This window comes from Algoriphagus halophilus, from assembly GCF_900129785.1.
Taxonomy (GTDB): domain Bacteria; phylum Bacteroidota; class Bacteroidia; order Cytophagales; family Cyclobacteriaceae; genus Algoriphagus; species Algoriphagus halophilus.
Genome location: NZ_FSRC01000001.1, coordinates 2,229,461 through 2,249,323, shown reverse-complemented (window position 1 = coordinate 2,249,323; position 19,863 = coordinate 2,229,461). Strand labels below are relative to the sequence as shown.

13 protein-coding genes are annotated in these 19,863 nt (G+C 43.3%); 4 read left to right on the top strand and 9 right to left on the bottom strand.

The window, feature by feature from the left end; genetic code table 11:
• Positions 1 to 30: 30 nt before the first annotated feature.
• A complete protein-coding gene (locus BUR11_RS09520; RefSeq protein WP_074224587.1) occupies positions 31 to 2,466 on the top strand; it encodes a glycosyl hydrolase family 18 protein in 2,436 nt (811 codons plus the stop codon).
• Between the two features lie 148 nt (positions 2,467 to 2,614).
• Here the strand turns inward: BUR11_RS09520 and BUR11_RS09515 are convergent, their stop codons facing one another.
• The 9 genes from BUR11_RS09515 to BUR11_RS09475 form a co-directional block, all read right to left on the bottom strand.
• Positions 2,615 to 5,389 carry a glycosyl hydrolase gene (locus tag BUR11_RS09515; RefSeq protein ID WP_084560908.1) on the bottom strand — a complete coding sequence of 925 codons (2,775 nt, stop codon included), beginning with the start codon at positions 5,387 to 5,389 and terminating at the stop codon, positions 2,615 to 2,617.
• On the bottom strand, positions 5,382 to 5,717 hold the full coding sequence (rhaM, locus tag BUR11_RS09510) for an L-rhamnose mutarotase (protein ID WP_143185902.1): 336 nt from the start codon (positions 5,715 to 5,717) through the stop codon (positions 5,382 to 5,384). The genes BUR11_RS09515 and rhaM overlap by 8 nt, the downstream gene beginning before the upstream one ends.
• A 110-nt stretch (positions 5,718 to 5,827) precedes the next feature.
• Positions 5,828 to 7,339, bottom strand: a complete 1,512-nt coding sequence (locus BUR11_RS09505; protein ID WP_074224586.1) for a rhamnogalacturonan acetylesterase — start codon at positions 7,337 to 7,339, stop codon at positions 5,828 to 5,830.
• A 141-nt stretch (positions 7,340 to 7,480) separates the two neighbouring features.
• Complete coding sequence (locus BUR11_RS09500; protein WP_084560907.1) at positions 7,481 to 8,542, bottom strand: HmuY family protein; 1,062 nt, start codon at positions 8,540 to 8,542, stop codon at positions 7,481 to 7,483.
• Positions 8,543 to 8,564: 22 nt separating this feature from the next.
• Positions 8,565 to 10,820 (bottom strand): TonB-dependent receptor, encoded by a 2,256-nt coding sequence (locus BUR11_RS09495; protein WP_074224584.1) that lies wholly within the window; start codon positions 10,818 to 10,820, stop codon positions 8,565 to 8,567.
• Positions 10,821 to 10,861: 41 nt separating this feature from the next.
• Positions 10,862 to 11,911, bottom strand: coding sequence for a hemin-degrading factor (locus BUR11_RS09490; protein ID WP_074224583.1), 1,050 nt, complete (start codon positions 11,909 to 11,911; stop codon positions 10,862 to 10,864).
• Positions 11,898 to 12,716 (bottom strand): heme ABC transporter ATP-binding protein, encoded by an 819-nt coding sequence (locus BUR11_RS09485; protein WP_074224582.1) that lies wholly within the window; start codon positions 12,714 to 12,716, stop codon positions 11,898 to 11,900. Before BUR11_RS09485 ends, BUR11_RS09490 begins: the two co-directional genes overlap by 14 nt.
• Positions 12,709 to 13,779, bottom strand: a complete 1,071-nt coding sequence (locus tag BUR11_RS09480) for a FecCD family ABC transporter permease (RefSeq protein ID WP_074224581.1) — start codon at positions 13,777 to 13,779, stop codon at positions 12,709 to 12,711. Before BUR11_RS09480 ends, BUR11_RS09485 begins: the two co-directional genes overlap by 8 nt.
• Entirely contained in the window at positions 13,779 to 14,642 is an 864-nt protein-coding gene (locus BUR11_RS09475) for a heme/hemin ABC transporter substrate-binding protein (protein ID WP_084560906.1), read from the bottom strand. Before BUR11_RS09475 ends, BUR11_RS09480 begins: the two co-directional genes overlap by 1 nt.
• Before the next feature lie 287 nt (positions 14,643 to 14,929).
• On the opposite strand from BUR11_RS09475, the gene BUR11_RS09470 reads away from it, so the two are divergent.
• From BUR11_RS09470 to BUR11_RS09460, 3 genes are all read left to right on the top strand, one after another.
• On the top strand, positions 14,930 to 15,895 hold the full coding sequence (locus BUR11_RS09470) for a GlxA family transcriptional regulator (RefSeq protein ID WP_074224580.1): 966 nt from the start codon (positions 14,930 to 14,932) through the stop codon (positions 15,893 to 15,895).
• 56 nt (positions 15,896 to 15,951) lie between these two features.
• Complete coding sequence (locus BUR11_RS09465; protein ID WP_084560905.1) at positions 15,952 to 16,986, top strand: DJ-1/PfpI family protein; 1,035 nt, start codon at positions 15,952 to 15,954, stop codon at positions 16,984 to 16,986.
• 142 nt (positions 16,987 to 17,128) lie between these two features.
• Positions 17,129 to 19,858: a WD40/YVTN/BNR-like repeat-containing protein gene (locus BUR11_RS09460; RefSeq protein WP_074224578.1), complete on the top strand. Its 2,730-nt coding sequence runs from the start codon at positions 17,129 to 17,131 to the stop codon at positions 19,856 to 19,858.
• Positions 19,859 to 19,863 lie beyond the last annotated feature (5 nt).

Here is a 19,863-nt window from a genome sequence, read left to right as displayed (position 1 = left end):
ACTATGAAAGCAACGGCTAAATTTTATCGTATGAAATGCTCCTATTCTATTTTTTGGGTTGGGTTTTTGATCATGTTTTTTTGTGTTTCGACGAAGAATTATGCCCAGACCGAAATCCCACCATCTAAAATTGTTTTGGATTCCGTCAACTTAGCAGACACCACCAAAAAATCCCTGATACAAAAAATCATTCAGCCTATTCGATTCCGTGATAATAGAATCAAGAGAGAGCGGCAGACAGTTTATGACTTTCTGAAGGAATTGACAACTGAACAGGACCTAGGCATTGATACAGCGACGATTTCGGCAATCTCTGATGAATTGGTGAAAATGGCCCAAGAAATCTCTGCAAATGATACTACAGGAATGGAGTTGGGGAATCAGATTCAACAAGCGATCAGCCTATTGGATACAAAGGCTTCCAAAGAGAAAATTGATTCCATCCAATTTAAGCTGGAGTCCGTTCTAAAAGGATTGTCAGATCAGGCTCAACAGGAATCCAAGGAAAATGCTACTGCTGTTTCCAATAAATTGCAACAACTCCGTCAAGTGAACATGTGGTGCGATTCAGAAATTTTAGATTCCTTGGTTTTAGAAACCAATCAAATTTACTGCCTTCAACCCAAGGGAAAAGTGTTTGGGTGGTATTCAAATAGAGAGGGGTCCCAACTTAGGAATAAAAACCTGGGTTATTTGACAGATTTAATTCTGTATGGATACGATTTAAATGCAGATGGATCCCCAAGAAATTCCAGAGAGTTAACTGCTCTCCTAACTGATCAGATTCTTCAAAATGCCATCAATGAAGGAAAAAACCTATCCCTGTCTATTTTCAGTGAATCAGCCTATGTAGTCAATAGGTTCCTTCAGGATACTAGCGCTCAAAATACCTTAATAAAGAATTTAAGCCAGTATGCCAAAAGCTATCACCTCAAAGGGGCTACTATTTACTTTGAAGAATTCGGAGAGCAATATTCAGGTAGATTTTCTTCATTTATCGGTAAGTTAAAGAGTCAATTGAGTGGGATTGAGGAGTTTGAATTGAGTCTGAGTTTGCCTGCATTAAGAACCTTGAAATTCAGGGAAAAGTCTTATTCCTATGATTTTGCAGCGCTCAACCAAGTGATTGATTATTACTTAATTCATACCAACGAGTTGAATGTAACGGCCTCCTATGTCCCATTTTCTCCAAGCCCATTATATCATGATCCCAAAGTAAGCCGAGGGTCTATTGAGCAAACCATCAATTTTTATTTGAACTCGAACTTGCCATTAAGTAAAGTGATCATGACGGTAGGATATCTTGGGATTACTTGGCCTAAGCAGGACTTTGAACCCTATTCCAAATCTTCGGGGTCCGGAAGAGAAATGACCCTGAATAGGATTCAGTCCGAAATTTCCTTTAGCAATGATTCCATCTATATTTCCGGGTTTGATCCAGAGCAAGCCTCTCCCTATATAAATTACCAGGATCATGATCAATTGAGGCAAGTGTGGTTTGAGGATGGCCAGAGCCTCTATTTAAAATACGTTTGGGCCATGGAGCAACAACTGGGCGGAGTGGCTGTATGGGGGTATGGCAATGATGACTTTAACTTTGAGTTCCAGGATGCACTGGCTGCGGCTATGTTTGAGGTAGACACCATTCCATTGCTCAATTCATCCTTTTATGCTTTAAACAATGAAGCGTCTTCAGAAGAAAAATCCCTATGGTCCACTATTTTTTCATTTGATCTAAAAAGTGGGATTGCCAATCTCGGGAAACTCTTGGGGAACTTGAACTATATTTATTCAGATCTATATTGGGCATCCAGTAATGACATTCAAATCATTCAGGGGAAATATAACCGGGACTACCCGTTGGATTTCAATAGTTATTGTGAGTATTCCGAGTATACTGCCGTCATCCCAATTTCAGATCTTGAAACGGATCCCTATTATTCACCCCTAGATAGAAAAGCCAAGAGTGAACTGGATTCCAATTTTATGTTTACCCGAAAGAATCTAATTATGAGAATAGATTCAATTTCAAGTCCTTGGGATTCAGTCGCTGCCTATAATTTCAAGATCAGTCCATATGAAAATAAACTTCAAAATGATGCGGAGTGTGCTTGCTTACTAGACAGATGGGATGTTTATAGAGATGGATTTATGGTGATTTCCCTGATCTTGTTGATTGTTATAGTGGTTTTGTTTTTGAGCCAATATGTGATATTGGTGAATTACGGAGATAATTGGCCCTATATGATTTACAGGGAAATTTTGTTTTTGGTGTTTTTAATCCTGTGTTTTTTCACCATTTCCTTATCTCTCTTCTTTAATGGGAATTTCGATATTATAGGCGCAGGAAGTGAGTCAACAGGAATTACCGTAATTATTGTGTCTTTTGTTCCAGGCCTGATCATAGGTTGTTACATCATCTGGTTTATCCTCAAAAAGACCTATGAGAAGAAAGACTTACCATAATAAGTTGAAGAGGGCAATGCCATGGATTATTACCCCAGGGAAGTTGGGATTTCCCAAAAGAAAATCAGCTTATTGATTTTGACCATGGCTTGCCTCCAGTCATGGAAATGAAAGAGTAGGTGACAGAGAAGATTAAGGTTGCTGAGATTTAAAATTCCAATAGTTGAACTTTTCCTCCAATTCCAGAAGGCATGGTATTCCAGTTGCTTGCATCAAAGGGTTGGTAATCAATATTTACAAAATTGATTTCATGGTAATTCCTCCATTGAATTCCATTCCTGTCTAAATAACGGATGCTATTGGCCATCAAATTCGCCACTTCTATTTTGATGCTGTTTGAACCGTTTTTAAGATGCTCGGTTACATCCAGTTGAAAAGGAATACTCCAGATGGCTCCAGCGTACTCCCCATTGATCCAAACCTTGGCACTTTCATACACTTGATCCACCTGTAATACATAGCGTTTCCCTTCATTTTTTTCCAAATCAAAATTGGAAGTGTATTCTGCTTGTCCGGAAAAATCATCCGCACTAGGATCTCCCTGGTTGGTCCATGGTTGGATGGTGTCCATTTGTTGGGAGGGAGGAAGGTGGGGTTGACCCTCCTTAAATGTTAAGCTCCAATTGGTAGAGAGGTCTTGTTTTCTTTCAGCCTTGCTGTAATCGGGCCAACTTGGCAGCGAAGTTTCTATAGATTCCTCCAATGCTTTGATAAAAATGGACTCGCCAGATTTTAAGAAGATTGACGTATTGGTTTTGCTGCCTAGAATATTCGATTCCAAGATTCCCCTGCTTCCGGTCAATGGATCCATTGCCACCAATTGTTCCGCAGTGACATTCAGTGATATAGTTTGGTTGATTTCATGGGGACTATGGTTGACAAGAAAGTAATACGTACCATCTTCCGTTTTCCTACGTATAAAATCCAGCCCTGAGTCTACCAAGGTTTCTCTTTCTATCTCTAGTTCTTCCAAGGCAGATTGGATGGAGTTGGACAAAATTACTTGTCCATTTCCATGCTCGGATTTTCCATTTTCAAAATTGAGCGTTTCCCATAATTGATCCAGTTCTGCTTGCATTGCAGCTTGATCGATAGGATAACCTGGGGTGGACTTGGGTTTTGACTGAAAGATCACATGTGCCCCTTGTTCCGCCAGTTTTAAGATATTCTTGAGGGTTTCAATGGGCATGAATTCCGTTGAGGGAATGATTAATACCTGAGCCTGGTTCTGTTCGGAAGTTTGAATTCTTCCTTGCTCCACCCTTGATGTTGAAATCATGTCATCTGAAATAAAATCCAGGGAATATCCAGAATCCATCAGGTTTTTGGACTGTTTGTAAAATTCGGTCGGGTGAAGCCATTCATCCACTGCATGCACGGTAATCATTTCCATCTTTCCTTTTGGCGCCGACCAAACATCATACACGGGCCAATAGACCAATAATTCATTGTCAGGTTTACCTGTTTGGAGAATGGATTGGGTTCTGGTGATGAACTGATTGAATTCATCAATATGTGGCCAAAGACTATTCTGCTGGGTGAGGTTTAAGGAAGCATAAAAAAGCCATCCCGGGTAAGAGACATCTTCGGGGCTGTAGGTGACTCCATGGTAAAATATATGATTGACACCAGCTAAAAAGGCCTGTTCCACTTCAGGCTTCATTTGGGAAAAGGAGGATTTGAAATGCTCTCCCAGCCAGGTAAAGGTTTCAGAAGAAACGAGGTTTTTTCCGGTGATATGTGCTGCTGAAGAAGCAAACTTCAACATGATGGGATCTGGGTCCACATTGCGGATATCGGCACTATCTCTCCTCAATCCTGGGATAGGGAAATAACTGGACCCGAACGTTTCGCATTCAGGAATGTCCACCGCAGCATATAAATCCAATAAATTTCCCGGAGAACCATGTGCTTGATTTTTCGTGATCTTTCCTTGGGTATGCGCCCAGGTAGTCCAGTTTTTTGTGAAATTACCCAGGAGAAGATCGTTGATGGTTTCCCTATAGTCCGATTTTACCCTGCGGACGATTTCAGAACCCTCTTCCATTTCCAAATAAGGTAAATATTCCTTCAGGTCGTATCCTCTTAATTGTTCAAACTCCTCAAAAAAACCAGCGGTGAAATCAGCACCATATACCTCGAAACTATCATTGTAAAAAGCCCTGAATCCATAATCCTTTCCGCTCAGTGCAGTTTCAAAATAGCTGTTATAGGAGTCTACTGCAGCCTTGCTGAAATGATCCAAGGTAAATCCCACTCCCCCAGGGGCGGCTCTTTTTACTTTTTGCCCAGTTTTATCTAAAAAGATTGCTTTGATGTTCCAGTTTCCAGGTTCTGCCCATTCTAACATCCCATCCTCCTTTAAGAATTCGGTCACCTCTTTCGCATGCATATGTTCATCATAAGCCATGATGGCAACCAGTTTGGCAAGGGGTTGGTTTTCATTCCTTCTTTGGAAGATTATCGGGTCGGAAAGCCTCTTGCCATCATGAATTTCATAATCCTGTATGTTCATGGCACTGGCAGCTTCCTCCAAGTTTACCTGAGGACCGCCAAAAGGCCAGCCTGTACCTTGGGTAAAATCCACTCCCATACCCAAGGAATCTGCTTTTTGTATGGTGAACTCCAGCACCTCCAACCAATCCTCCGACAGGTAATCCAGATAGCGATCTTCATACCCTTTCGCTCCATAGATAGGAGCGATTTCCACGCCTCCCAACCCTGCTTCCTGATACTGTTCCAGTAGGGAAGAGAGGTTTTGTTGATCTACAGCACTTCCCATCCACCACCATCTTGTCCAGGGCTTTGAAGTAGGGGTGATTTCAGGCCAATCAGCAGTGCCTATTGCGTTTTTATTATCGGGAGCACAGCACAAAAAGACCGAGGAGAAAGCCAAATAGGTAAAAAGTAAAAATCTATTCATGGGATTGAGCTTCATTTAAGTTGAAAACCGGTAAAAGAGGAATAGACACAGGGGAGTTGTCTGGATTGGTTTCCATAATATCCGCCATGTATTTCCACCAGCGCTGAACAATTTCAGTGTTTCCAAGGTCCTGTGAATTTGCATCTCCCTCAATTATTTGAAAAGCGAACAGATTGGAGGTTTCCCTATCCAGAAATATATGGTAATCCACGATTCCTGTGTCTTTTAACAAACCAACCAATTCAGGCCAGATTTCTTGATGACGCCTTTCATATTCTTCCTCAAATCCTGGAATCAATTTCATTCGGAAAGCTAATTTTTTCAACATAGGTAATTTTTGATGTGAGATTTCAGATAGGAGAATTTGTTTTCAAACCATTCATGAGGAGCTCCATGTCCTGCTCTTGATACATTGTTCAAGACGAATCAAGACGAACTTTACTTCATTAAATATTCCTTCAAAGCAATTTCCGTCAGCTCATCAATTGCTTTTGCCACTAGTTGGGCGTTTAGTTCAGCACCTTTTTGAATGGTATGTGTATGGTCAGTCTCGTTAAAATAATGAGTTCTCACGTATTCTTCACCTAAGCTATCGTATTGGTTTGCCACTAACGTGTTTAAATCAATAAAAGCAGTGTGGGTGTCTTCAGCTACTTGTTTAGCCCAAAGCCCGTATCCTTGGTCCGCACGAACCACTTTTCCGTTCTCCCAATTATTTCTTGGAATCAAGGAGCAGACGATGGGAGTTACCTCTTTGGCTTTGGCTGCCAAGATCATCTGTCTTAAATATTGGCCATAGGAGTAAACGGTTTCCTGTTGCTTTGTGATCGGGTTGTAAATATGCTCGGCTTCCAGCCCTGCACTTTTGATGGTTCCCCTGGCTCTTAAGGTGTCATCCAATGGGCTGGAGTCATTATGGCCAAATTGCATGATCAAAAAATCTCCCGGCTCCATTTTATCCAACACTTTTTCCCAAAGCCCATACGTCTGAAAGGTTCTGCTACTGGTGCCTCCAAGGGCATGGTTTTGAACTTTTATCTGATCAGAATCAAAGTAAGGAGCTAAAAAATCTCCCCAACCCCAAAGCCCGCCTGCTCCATCACCTTGACCATTCTTCACGGTAGAATCCCCAATCAGGAACAACGTAGGTTGATCTTTTTTCAGGTATTCTTTCAAATCAGTATTGTTCAGTTTTTTTATTCCCTGGGTCACTGACCAGGCATTGATTCTGGCACCCGCTTCATTGGTATGCGTGTGATCTTTTTCAAATAGCCCTTTCACGACCTCTGGTCCCCAGGTGTCGTATAGGTCCCCAATAAGGGTATTTAAGTCCAGGAAAGGAACCCCATGTCTTCTTGCAGCTTCCCTTGCCCATTTTCCAAAATCTTGGTTGGCCCTTTCCACTTCACCATGTTGAAACTTATTTCTAGGGATCATGGATGCCACAATGGGAGTGGCTCCTTTCGCTTTGGTATCTTGGATGAACTTTTCCAGGTACCACCCATAGGTATGCACCGTTTCTATGGTACCATCTGGCCAAATCAGCTCTTTGGTTTCCTCTCCCATGCCTCTCAAAACTCCCCGGTAACCTGCTCTCGTTGTATCAGGGACTGATCCTTCATTATGACCAAATTGCATGATCACATAATCCCCGGGCTGGAGCGTACTCAAGACCTTGTCCCACCTTCCTTCTTTCAGGAAGGTTCTGGTACTTCTTCCTGCCATGGCCTGATTGCTGACGTTCAATCTGCTGCTATCGAAGAACTCCTGTAAAAAGTTTCCCCATCCTCTCTGAAGGTTTCCCTCTCCGCCATTTCGAACCGTTGAATCTCCGATTAAATAGAGCGTTTTGGGAAGGGATTCTTCTGTATTCAGCGAAGTAAAAGCCAGGATTAAAAAGAGAAGAGGAAGGAAGAGGACTATGATAAAGATTGGTCTTTTCTGAAACATGCTTAGAACGATCTAAAAAGAATTGTGATTTCAGTTTCTAAGGTAGGAAAAGATTCTTTTTTTAAAAGTATAGTGGGGAGTAGGAATACATCAACAAAGGCTGCAAAAGCAGCCTCTGAGTGAATAGTTAACTACCCATTACTATACATCTTCCTTCACCAATTCGTATTCAAAAGAGGGTCTTCCTCTTTCTCCATCTTTCGTCAATGAGAGGAATCTTAATTTGTAATAATTGTCTTCTGAATCTTTGACAATGTAATACCGGTCTTCAAGAACTGCGGGACTTGAGTTTGGACCTCCTCCTCCTCTCCAAGAAGAGCCAATGGTTAATCTGTTGTCTGAATTGAAGTCCAGGGAAGCGATATCTGAGTGGAGAAAGTTTTCATAAGGAATAGCCTCTTCCAGTACTTCTGCCGTGGTGGTTCCACCGTAGATGTTGTGGTAAACCAAATCTTGGAAAAAATAAGCCAAGGTTCCATTGGATGCTTGAGGGTAAGGAGTGGAGGAGGTACCTGCTGTCCAGGCAATGTCCCAATCTGCTTTGGCGGGTTCTACTTCCACTAGTCCATGCTCGAAGGAAACGTACACAAAATTGTATGAATCATCTTTGGGGATTTCAAGGGAGGAAGAGCTGTTTCCAGTTGCATCAGCATGCTCCAAAAGGTATCCGGAATCAGCTCTCGTGATTTTGATTTTTTTCCAGGTTCTTTCAGTGGCTCCACTGGTTCCTCTGTTTAAGAGGTATACTTCATTTTCATCATCTGATGCACTGATTGGGGCTATAATGGGGTTTTCCAAGGGATTAGAAGGGTCATCTACATGAAGAATCCCCTCCAGGTTGGTAAAGGAGAGCAGGAGTTCTCCAGATGATTCAGCCGCTGAGATTTCTTCGGCTCCAACCTCCTCCAATGAGGTTTTTCCAGTGGCAGAGGCCATGGCTCCTGTCGTTCCATTGATCAACACCTTGAAGTCGGATCCGGTATAAAATGCCAGGTCCCAATCCGTTCTTTTGACGGCAGTTTGTTCACTTGATCTCAATTTGATAAAAGCAGTATTAGGATAGGTAGCTCCACCGCCATTTACCTCCATCCATCCGGATTCATCCGGGGGAATGACCATTGGAGCTGAATCATCTTTGCAAGATGAAAATAGACTGGCTCCTATGAATAATGAGCAGATGGTGAGTAATCGATTGTTTTTCATGGTATAGAATATTGAAAATTGGTTAGTTTTTTAATTGATAAGTAAGCCCCAGAAAATAGGATCTTCCATAGCCTATGGGTCTTTGCGACCCCATGCCATGCGCAGCGCCGGATTCCGAACTGCTGTTGATTTGGGTAATGTTGAACAGGTTTTTTATGCCCATATGGACGTTCAGGTTTGTTCGGATCTCTTTTTTGAAGGTGAGATCCATCCATTGGTATCCGTCCAATTCTATTTCTTTTGGTTGGGGATTTCCATTTTCATCTAAAGAGATTTCATACCCTGGCAGGCTTCCCGTCCATTTGTAAAAAAGACTGGCCGTGGTTTTCCATGGTTTAATCTGGTAGGAAATGTCAGAGGTGATTTCTGGAGTCCAAACAAAAGCAGGAAGGTTGGATTCCTCTTGGGATAGTTGATTGTACCTGCCTATGTAGGAAAAGCCTAGGTTGAAATTCCAGTTTTTCATGGAAAGGCTTTCTCCTAGGGTAAGTCCAGTCGTTTTGTACCTATCTACATTGATCAAGGTAGTGACCTGCATATTGTCAGGATCCTGAGCATAGGCGATTCTATTGGAGAGGTCATTATAGAACCCACTGAGTACCGTTTTCAATTGAATCCCTTGAGAAACTTGCTTTTTCCAATCCAGGGAACCGTTGAAGCTATTGGAGTTTTCTGCTTTGAGGTTTGGGTTGCCAGAGATGCGATGACTGGCATCGAAGAAATTAAAATATAATTCTCTGGTGGAAGGGGCCCTAAAGCCATAAGCATAGGCAAACCGAATGGCCAACTGATCTGAGAGATTCCATTTGCTGTTGATCGAAGGGATGATCGGAGGTGCCTCATAAGCCGAATTCCAGGTTTTCCGAATTCCAGGTTTGATACTGATTTTTGGGTTGGGTACCCATTCTGCAGAAAGGAAAACTGCATAATCCCGGATTCCATCATTGGATACAATCCGTTCTCCTGCTCCTTTTTCAAGATGAATGTCTACCCCTGGATTTAGCCGTAGCGTGTTTCCTAATTTCCAATCCACCATCATTCTCCAGGTGAAGCCTTGGTAATGGATGGTGGAATTGGCCCCTTCTGCTTGGGATTGGTATTTTTCGCCACTGTAGACCTGGGTCACCCAGGTCTCAGAGTCCCGGGAATAATCGGTATAGGCACCTTGCCAGGTAAGGCCAATGCCGTTTGAGGATTCCCATCTTCCACTTATTCTGTGCATCCATCTGGAGGTGATGAACTGTTGATCTAAAATTTCAAACCGTGCATCTGCACCATAAGAAAATACCGTTTCATCCAGGTAGTCCAATTGATAGTCCGCATAGAAAGATTTACCTGTCCAGGAAGCGCTCAGATTCAAAAAAATCTGATCTTTTGGCAGCCATTCATAGTCCCGACCTGTTTTTTTGCCTTTCCAGCCCCCGAAATTGTTTTGGGAGAAAGATGCTCCGAAGTTCCATTTATTCATCCCATAATTCCCGGAAACACTGCGGGTGTGGTTGCCTTTGCGGGTAAAGGGTTGGTATTCCGATCCGACAGTTTCCTCCTGGATTCTAGCCGACAAACTCCAGGTGTTTCCCAGGTCTTTCTTGGTGATGATGTTGATTACTCCGGCCAGTGCATCCGCTCCGTATACCACCGACATGGGCCCCTCTACAATTTCGATGCGTTCAATTCGGTTTACATCAATTTGATTGATATTGATTTCGTTGGAAGTTCCTTGTCTTCCCACCATGGGTACTCCATCGACAAGGATTTTCACATTTTGTCCGGACAATCCAAGAAGTTCCATATTCGAGGATCCCAATGCATTGTCCTGGCTAAACCGAATTCCCAGTTGGGTATTTAAAGCTTCCTGAATGGTAGTGGAGGCCCTGTTTTGAAGCGTTTCTTTTTCAATCGACCGAACTTGGTATACCGAATTTCTGGCAGATTGTGGTTCGTAATTTCCTGTGACCACCACGGGGTCCAGTTCATTGATTTCCTCCTTGAGCTTAAATACTGTAATCGTATCATGATCAGTTAAATAATACCATTTGGACTGGTGGCCTAATGCCAAAATCTGGAACCGTTTATTTCTCAATTCTTGATCCAAATCAAACCTCCCCTCCAGGTCAGTTGTGATCCCTTTTCCATTCATTACCTGAATCGTCGCGAAGGGAATAGTCTCTCCGGAATTACTGATCACCCTAGCTTTTTCCTGTGCCAGCACGGGAGGAAACCAGAAGAGGATAGATAGGATTGAAGCGATAATTTTATTTAGACTAAATCTAAACATAGGGTTAAATTTTTTTGGGGAGTATTACCTCCCCATCCGTATTAAGTCAATTGATCCAATAATTCTTTCCAGGCGGGTTTTTGGGGCAATCCTGGTTTTCTAAGACCAAAGAATTGAACTGCCAATTCCCCGTTTTTGTCAAAGAGTTCAAGTGCGGATACATATCCATCTGTGGTGTTTTTATGTACCACATAAGCGGAATCCACCTCCGATTCGTTGAGATGCATATTGAAGTCAGGATCCAGTACATTGATCCAATTTCCCATCTGTCTGATGGTTCTTATTTTTCCCTGATGGATTTGAATGTTCCCTTTATTGCCCGCAAAAATCATGATGGGTAATTGTGTATCAGAGGCAACAGAAAGTACTTTCCTCACCGAAAGCTTGTTTACTTCGTAAGCCCATCTATCCCCAATCCATTTTACAGCATCCAATCGGTTCAGCCGGTGCTTTCGAAGCATCCCGAAAAAGTCATGGGTATCTCTCATAGTGGCCCAATCAGATTGAAACGCATCCATATCCAGCTCATTGAAGGAGGAGTAGGAGGGTATTTCAGGTGTTTCTATGTCCAGCGTGCTATGTTGGTTTTCCGATGCGTATTTTTCCAGCATTCGTTCATAAGCGGCAGGATTGGATTGCTCCTGTAAATAAACTTTTAAAATGGCCTCTCCCGTCTGGTCAAAATATTGGAGGCTTTTTAATATTCCCTTTGGAGAGGGGGTAGTCACGGCAAAACCGAATTTCCAGCTTTTGAAAAACACACGTTGTTCTATGGGGCCAATCACGGTAGCGATGGTGGAAGGACCGGCAGCATGTAGTTCGATTTTTTGAAAAGGACCTTTATGCTCCAGGACACATGCTTCATTTCTGGTCAAAGCCATGACTTTCCCAAGCTGAGGGAAATCAAGTACCTGCGATTCAAAATTGTCTTGCAGTCTAATCACCTGCTCACCGATCCCGGTTGCCAAAAGTTCGGCTTCAGAAACCCCAAGTCTTTTTGCGGCATCCCTGATTCTCAATTGAGGCGATTCTGTTTTTAATGCTTCCCAGTTTTGCTTTAGGGAAATGGTAGCTTCATTAAAGATTTCCATAGTAGCTTAGTTTTGAAGAGGATATTGTTGACATTATTTCAGGGGAGGACGAGACTATCAGTCCTCCGGTATAAGGGTTTTTGATCAGTTGGATGGGGTGGTCAAACACATGGGCCAAGGTTTCTTTTTCCATGACTGCATGCACTTCTCCGGTTTTTACAAGGGTTCCGTTCTTTAGCAGGGCTATTTTATCCGCGTATTGAATAGCCAGGTTCAGTTCGTGTAAAATCACCAGAATGCCAATGTTTCTGGATTTTAAGCGGTCCAGTATTTTTAAGACTGCATGTTGCTGGGCAATGTCCAGACTGGAAGTAGGTTCATCCAACAGCAGAAATCTTGGAAAGGGTTTGTTTTCCCAGATTTGAACCAGGACCCTTGCCAAATGAACCCGTTGCTTTTCTCCACCAGAGAGATGGTTAAAGGCTTTTTCTTTGAGATGTGCAGTATTGGTTACTTCCATCAGTTCGGAAATCAGGTGTTCCGGGGACCTTGCACTGGAACTGATCAAACCCAGCCGAACCACTTCTTCAGCAGAAAAAGGAAAATTCAACTGGGAATGTTGGGGCATCACCGATCGGATCGCTGCCAATTGCTTTGGTTGCAGGTGATGAACCAATTTTCCATTGTAGTGAACAGTACCCTGCTTACAAGCAATTTCTCCGGATAGGATTTTGAAAAAAGTGGACTTTCCTGCCCCATTCGGGCCTAATACAGCCAGGATTTCCCCTGGGTTCAATTCCAGATTCATCTGATCTATGATCGCTCTGTTTTTGATGCAAAAATGAATGTTTGAAGCTCTAAGCATAGGTTTTGGAATGGTTTAGATTGAAAATCAACCAGATAAAGAATGGTGCTCCGATTAAGGCGGTAATGACCCCAATGGGCATCTCTGCAGGGATTACGATGATTCTGGCTATGAGGTCTGCGACATTCATCAAGATGGCTCCAAGCAAGAAGGATCCCGGTAAGACGAGTCGATGATCAGCCCCAAAAAGAATCCGAATCAGATGGGGAACCACCAATCCAACAAAACCGACCATTCCTACCATGGATACTCCGGTTCCTACAATTAATGCACAGCAGATTAAAAGCTGCAGCTTGATTCTCTGTACATTGACCCCCATATGAAAGGCTTCTTGCTCTCCCAGTGCCAATGCATTCAAGGCTTGATGTTGAAAGAGCAGCAGGAGGGAAGGTCCCCCGATAAATAGGATGCTGATTGGGATTTTATTCCAGACGGAACCTCCCAGGTCCCCCAAGCTCCAAAAGGTAAAACTTCTTAAGGCCGTATCATCCGCAAAGAATAGCACGAGTCCAATCAAGGCCCCTGCTAAAGCATTGATGGCAACTCCAGCCAATATCAACATTCCCGATTCAGACTTTCCCTGGCTTTTGGAAAGTTTATAGACCCCGAGGACATGTATTAATCCACCCAAAAACGCGAACAAGGGCAGTCCTATGAGTTGCAAAGCTTCGAAAAGACCAGACGTGACAGGGATGAACACCATAAAGATGACCGCGAAGAGTGCGCTACCGCTACTGACTCCGATTAGACCGGGTTCTACCAGGGGGTTCCTGAACATTCCCTGTAGGGAGGCCCCGGCAATTCCCAATCCTCCTCCTACTAGGGTAGCCATCATAACCCTGGGTAACCTGATCTGAAGCAGCACATTTTCCTGCTGTATGTGATGGGACCCAATACGAATACCTACTTGATCCATCAAAATGGAAAAACTTTGTGGCAGGGAAATGGAATAGGCTCCCAGAGAAAGGGAGAGGACAAATAATACAGTCAAGCAGAGTGCAAAAGCCAATAGGATGAGGTTTTGCCACTTGGACTTATCCCTATGTGAAGTTGAAATCAGCATTAGGGTCTGGCAGCTTTAGCAAGGTCCAAGGCAGCTTTCCCTACGCGGGGTCCAAAGCTGGATAAGTAATGACCATCCATTGAAATAACTCGGTTTTTCTGGAAGGCGGTAGTTTGATCCATTCCCTGAATTTTTGATAAGCCTTCCCATCCGCCCAAACTTTGGACACCTGATGTGAAAAGCACAATGAAGTCTGGGTTTAATGTGGGCAAGGATTCAGGACTCAAAGGGGCGAACTCATCAAAGCCAGTAGCTGTACTTTCTAACTGAGCCAGTTTAAACATTTCAGAAGCAAAGGTTTTTTCTCCTGCCATGAATAGGGTTTCCGGTCCCCTTGCCATGACAAACAAAGCCTTGGGCTTGCGGTCTTGGGTGGCCAAAAACCCGTTTAATTGCTCTAAATCATCCTCTATTTCTGAAATGAGTTGGAGACCTTTATCCTCTTCCTGAAAAAATTCAGAAAGCGCTGTGATCAGAATTTTGGTCTCTGCGATGGACTTGGGTTTGGTAAACACCTCCAGTTCAACCTGTGCAGCTTTTAATTGGGTGATGACATCTGCATTTAAGTACCCCTCTTCTATCAGGACCAAATCAGGTCCAAAAGCTAAAATCCCTTCTGCTTTTATTTGATTTCTATACCCGATGGAAGGCAATTCCTTCATTGCCTCCGGATAAGTGGAGGTTAAATCCGTTGCAATGATTTCATCTCCATGGCCTAATGCGTTCACCATCTCCGTGATCGTGCCTCCGGCTGTAATTATTTTTTTGGAGGGTTGATCCGAGTTCGTCTCTTTGGATTGTTCAGGAGATCCACAAGACACCAGGGCCCCTGCTAAGAATACCAGAATTATTTTCCTTATCATTATTTAGATCAATTATAAATACATGACAAAAGTAGATTTATTTAGATTTAATCCAAATAGAGATAAGATTAATTTTATAAAAAAATGTTGAATGGACTTTGGCAAGGGTTTAGGGTGGAATGGATGGGGGAAAGGAAAAAAAATAGCATACGAGAAGCGAGGGATCACAAGTTGATCTGAAATGCTCCCTTGTTGGGGGTGGACTACCTTGGATTGAAATCCTCATTTACCTGTTTTTTCATTCCAATCGCTTGTCAAATTTCTTTATAAAAGCTTAGGTTAGGACCATGGAAAAAGTCAAGCGGGTCTTTTTTGCGGTGCCTCCCCAAGTTCATTTGTTGGATATCAGTGGTCCAATCCATGCTTTTTACGAGGCAGGAATGATGGAGCAGGGTTTAGAGACTTACTTTATCAGCACAGAGGGAGGGGAAACCCAGCAATCAAGTGCGGGACTTGCTCTTTCTGGATTGGTGGATTTTGCTGACTTTCAGCTCCACTCGGAGGATTGGGTGTTTATTCCCGGGATTGATTCCGAACTTCTTCTGAGCAGGGGATTTGCACAAGCCGCTGTCCCATTTTTGGAATGGTTAAAGCAGCAACATGACCGAAATGCCAAGATTTGTTCTGTCTGCACCGGTACCTTAATCCTGGCACTTTCCGGGATTCTGGAAGGGAAAAGTTGTACCACACATTGGAAATACCTGAAACAATTTCAAAAGCGATTCCCGAATACCAACTGGTTGGAGGATCGGCTGTTTGTCAAAGATGAGAATATCTATTCCAGTGCGGGGGTTACCTCAGGGATTGATTTGTCTTTGTATGTGTTGGAAGAAATGTATGGGCCCATCCTGGCCATGAAGGTTGCAAAGGAATTGGTTTTGTATGTGAGAAGGTCGAAAGAAGACCCTCAATTGAGTGTGTTTCTTCAGTTCCGAAATCACCTGGATACCCGGATCCATGAAATCCAGGATTTTATGGCAGGGAATCTGGATCAGGATTTGAGCTTAGAAAGATTGGGGGAACAGGCCTGCATGAGTCCAAGAAGTTTAAGTAGGAATTTCAAAAAGACGACAGGCATCACCCTGGGGGAGTATCGAGATAAACTACGGGTGGAAAAAGCGGTGAAAATGTTGGCAAGTGGTCAGAAGCTGGAGGTGATCAGCACCAGCTGCGGGTTAAAAAGCAGCAATCAACTTCGTTCCCTAATCAGGAAGTTTGAAGGGGTTTTACCCCATCAACTGTCCCAAAAGTGAGTTGTTTTGTCCTTTCGACTTGCCCATGGTTAAGCTAGCTTTGAGAAAAAAGAATTATGCTCAAACCTATTTTATCCCTTCTTTTTAGTTTGATGTTATTAGTTCCAGGATTACCCAATAACCCCGCCCAGTACATTTGTCCCCCATGTGGAGCTGCATGTGATTCCCTGATTTATGAGGGACCGGGTATTTGCCCTCATTGTCACATGCCTTTGATTCGTAAAGAGGAGGTGAAAACCATTGCATTTTACCTTCAGGATGGAGTAGAGGTGTTGGACTTTGCCGGCCCTTTGGAAGTATTTTCGTATGCCGGCTATCGGGTATTTACTGTTTCCAAAAGCAAAAATCCCATAAAATCACAAGGCGTATTAAAGGTGACCCCTGATTATTCCATTGAAGATGCCCCCAAAGCGGATGTACTTGCTTTTTTCGGGGGGAATGCTGCCAGCGCCTACCAGGATCCAGCGGTGATCGATTGGATCAAACAGCAAGCTGATACCGACTATTATTTTTCTGTTTGTACGGGTGCGTTTTTATTGGCTGAGTCCGGGATCCTGGATGGTCAGACGGCCACTACTTTTCATGACGCATTAGACAACCTGGAAGAAAATTATCCAACTATAGATGTCCGGAAGGATGTTCGTTTTGTAGATAATGGAAAGGTGGTCACCACTGCCGGAATTTCTGCAGGAATAGATGGGGCTTTGCATTTGGTAGCCAAATTCCAGGGGCTGACCAAAGCGAAGCGGACTGCATTTTATATGGAGTATGACAATTGGGTTCCGGGAGACGGGTTGATTTTAACGGAGGAAGATCCCTATGAATTTCTGGATGCCGATTTTGGCCTGTCAGAATATACGGGAGTCTTTGAATACAAGGAGGGAGCGACTTTGGAATTTGTTTTAGTGGATCATTCTCCTGATTTGCATGCGATCATCAAGGGGGTGAAATTCCCGCTGTTCTTTGAAACAGAAAACATCTTTTCTGATGTGGACGGGGATTTGGTTTATTTTGAGCGTGATAGCAAGGGGAAAGTCAGGGGTTATCGAATTCAAAAGGAAGGAGTCCTTTTCGAAAAAATCAAAGAATAGTCAGGCTTATCTTGTTTTTAGTCCGGGATTACCGGTTGGCATTGCCAAAAAGCCATGCATTCCCACCACTTACATAATTGAGTTCATGGGGTTTTGTGGTGCTTGCTTTTTACCTTAATTTAAGTGGCACAACCTTAATTCTATGATCAAACAATCTACAAAAAAATTAAAGAGTGTTTTGGCAATGGGACTGTTGATTTCAGCGGTTTCACTTCCCAATGCTCATGCGCAGAAAATCCCTGACCAAGTCGTGGAGGCTATTAAATTCAGGGAAATAGGTCCTACCAGGCAAGGGGGTCGCTATGTTGAATTCGCTGTAGTGGCCAATTCAACGAAAGTAATCTATGCCGCTACTGCTTCAGGGGGACTTTGGAAATCCGTGAACAATGGACAGTCCTGGACTCCGATTTTTGACAATGAATCAGTGATTTCCATTGGTTCGGTAGCCGTTGACCAAAAAAATCCCGATGTGGTTTGGGTGGGTTCTGGAGAAGCAAACAACTCCAGAAGTTCCTATTGGGGAGATGGGATCTATAAATCTACGGATGCCGGAAAGACCTGGACAAACATGGGGCTTCCAGAGTCTCATCATATTGGCAGAATCGTCATTGATCCCACAGATTCTGACGTGGTCTACGTGGCGGCATTGGGCCATTTGTATTCTGAGAATGAAGAACGAGGACTTTACAAGACAACCAATGGAGGTAAAACCTGGAAGAAGGTGTTGGATATCCAGCGTGAAGACGGGAAATATATTGGAGTGGTGGATGTAATCATGAGTCCTGAAGATCCCAATACTTTGATCGCCGCAGCTTATGATAAAATCAGAAGACCTTGGACTTTCAATGAAGGAGGAGAAGGAAGTGCAGTGTACAAATCCACGGATGGAGGGAAGTCCTGGAATAAGCTAAGCAATGGGTTCCCCGGTGGATTTTTAGGTAGAATAGGACTTGCCTATGCGCCTAACAATGCAAATGTGGTCTATGCCAATGTTGAAAACGTCAATGTGGAAGGGATTTCTGAGGAAGAGAGAAAAAGAATGCTTGAGATCGGACTTCCTTTGGGCAACGATCAAAAAACAGCAGGAACAGAAATGTATCGATCTGATGATGGAGGAGAAAGCTGGAGAAAAATAAGCCCAGAAGGGGAGGATGTAGGAGGTTACCCTTCCTATTACTATCAACAGGTAATCGTGGATCCGAACGATGAAGACCATGTGTATGTCTTGGGAATTCGTGTTTGGGAAACCAAAGACGGGGGTAAAACCTGGGGAATGCCTTTCAGATTCGGAGGAGACAACCATGCGATGTGGATTGACCCAGCGGATTCTGAGCATATGTTGCTTGGCTACGACCATGGAATGGGCATCACCTATGATGCAGGGGCGACCTGGTATCACCCGGATGAACTGCCTTTGGCTCAGTTCTATGCGGTAGATGTGGACATGGCTTATCCTTATAATGTGTATGGAGGATTACAGGACAATGGTTCTGTGAGAGGTCCAAGTTCCATGAAAGACGGAAGCTCCATTCCTTTTGAAGCTTGGCAAAGAGTAGGAGGAGGAGATGGAATGTATAATGTCATTGATCGATCCAATAATCGATACCTGTACAACGAGTCTCAATTCGGGCCAATTCAACGCTTGGATCTGGAAACCGGAGAATCAAAGAGCATTCGATATTCTGGGGCAAGAGAGATGCGCTGGAATTGGAATTCACCCATCGTAGTTTCACAACATGACACAGATGTGATCTATCATGCAGGCAACAAAGTGCTAAGATCCAGCTTCAGAGGCGAGAATTGGACTGAAATCAGTCCTGACTTATCTAAAAATGATTCTATCAAGGCATTAGGAACCGGAAATATCCAGTATGGAACGATTACCACTTTGGAGGAATCTCCATTGGATCCCAATGAGCTTTGGGCAGGTACGGATGACGGAAACGTCCAAGTCACGAGAGATGGTGGGAAAACCTGGACCTTATTAAATGAGAACATTCCAAACAATCCGGAGTATTGGGTAACAAGAATTGAGGCTTCCGCACATTATCCGGGTACCGCTTACCTTTCTTATAATGGAATGAGAAGAGATGACTTTAGTTCATTCTTATACAAAACAACCGATTGGGGTGAAACCTGGACTTCTATTGCCGCGGGTATCCCAGCAGGAGGAATAAATGTAATCAGAGAGGATTCTAAAAATCCCGATTTGTTATTTGTGGGAACAGAATTGGGAACCTATGCTAGTATCGATGGGGGAGCCAATTGGACCAGGTTCATGACCAATATGCCAAGTAATCCTGCCTATGATATGGTGATACATCCAAGAGAAAATGAACTGGTGGTTGCTACCCATGGTAGAGGTATTTTTATCGCGGATATCAGTCCTCTTCAGGGATTGGATCAAACTGTGCTGGACACGGAATTGACTTTATTTGATATCCAACCTGCCGTGCAATACATCGAAGGTTTGAGTAATGTGACTGCCTATACCAACTTTGATGGAGAGAGCAGAAGCCCAGGTAACCATATTCAATTCTACGCCAAGAATGCGGGTCAAGCAACGATTAAAATCTATAAAGGTGCCAAAGAGATTTTCACCAAATCTATGGATGCAAAAGCGGGATTAAATAAGTTTGTTTGGGAATTTGAGGAAGTTACTGGAGAGCGGACCCAGAAGCAGTTGGATCAAACCGCTGAACGGTTCCGTGGATTTGGAATGGAAGAGGAAGACATCCAGAGGAGAATTGAATCGATGAGATTCATTACCCGTACCGTGAACCCTGGTACTTACACCGTGGAGGTTGAAATGAATGGTCAATCTTCCACCAAGGAAGCGGTAGTCATGAAGGACTATTGGACGTTGAATTAATTAAC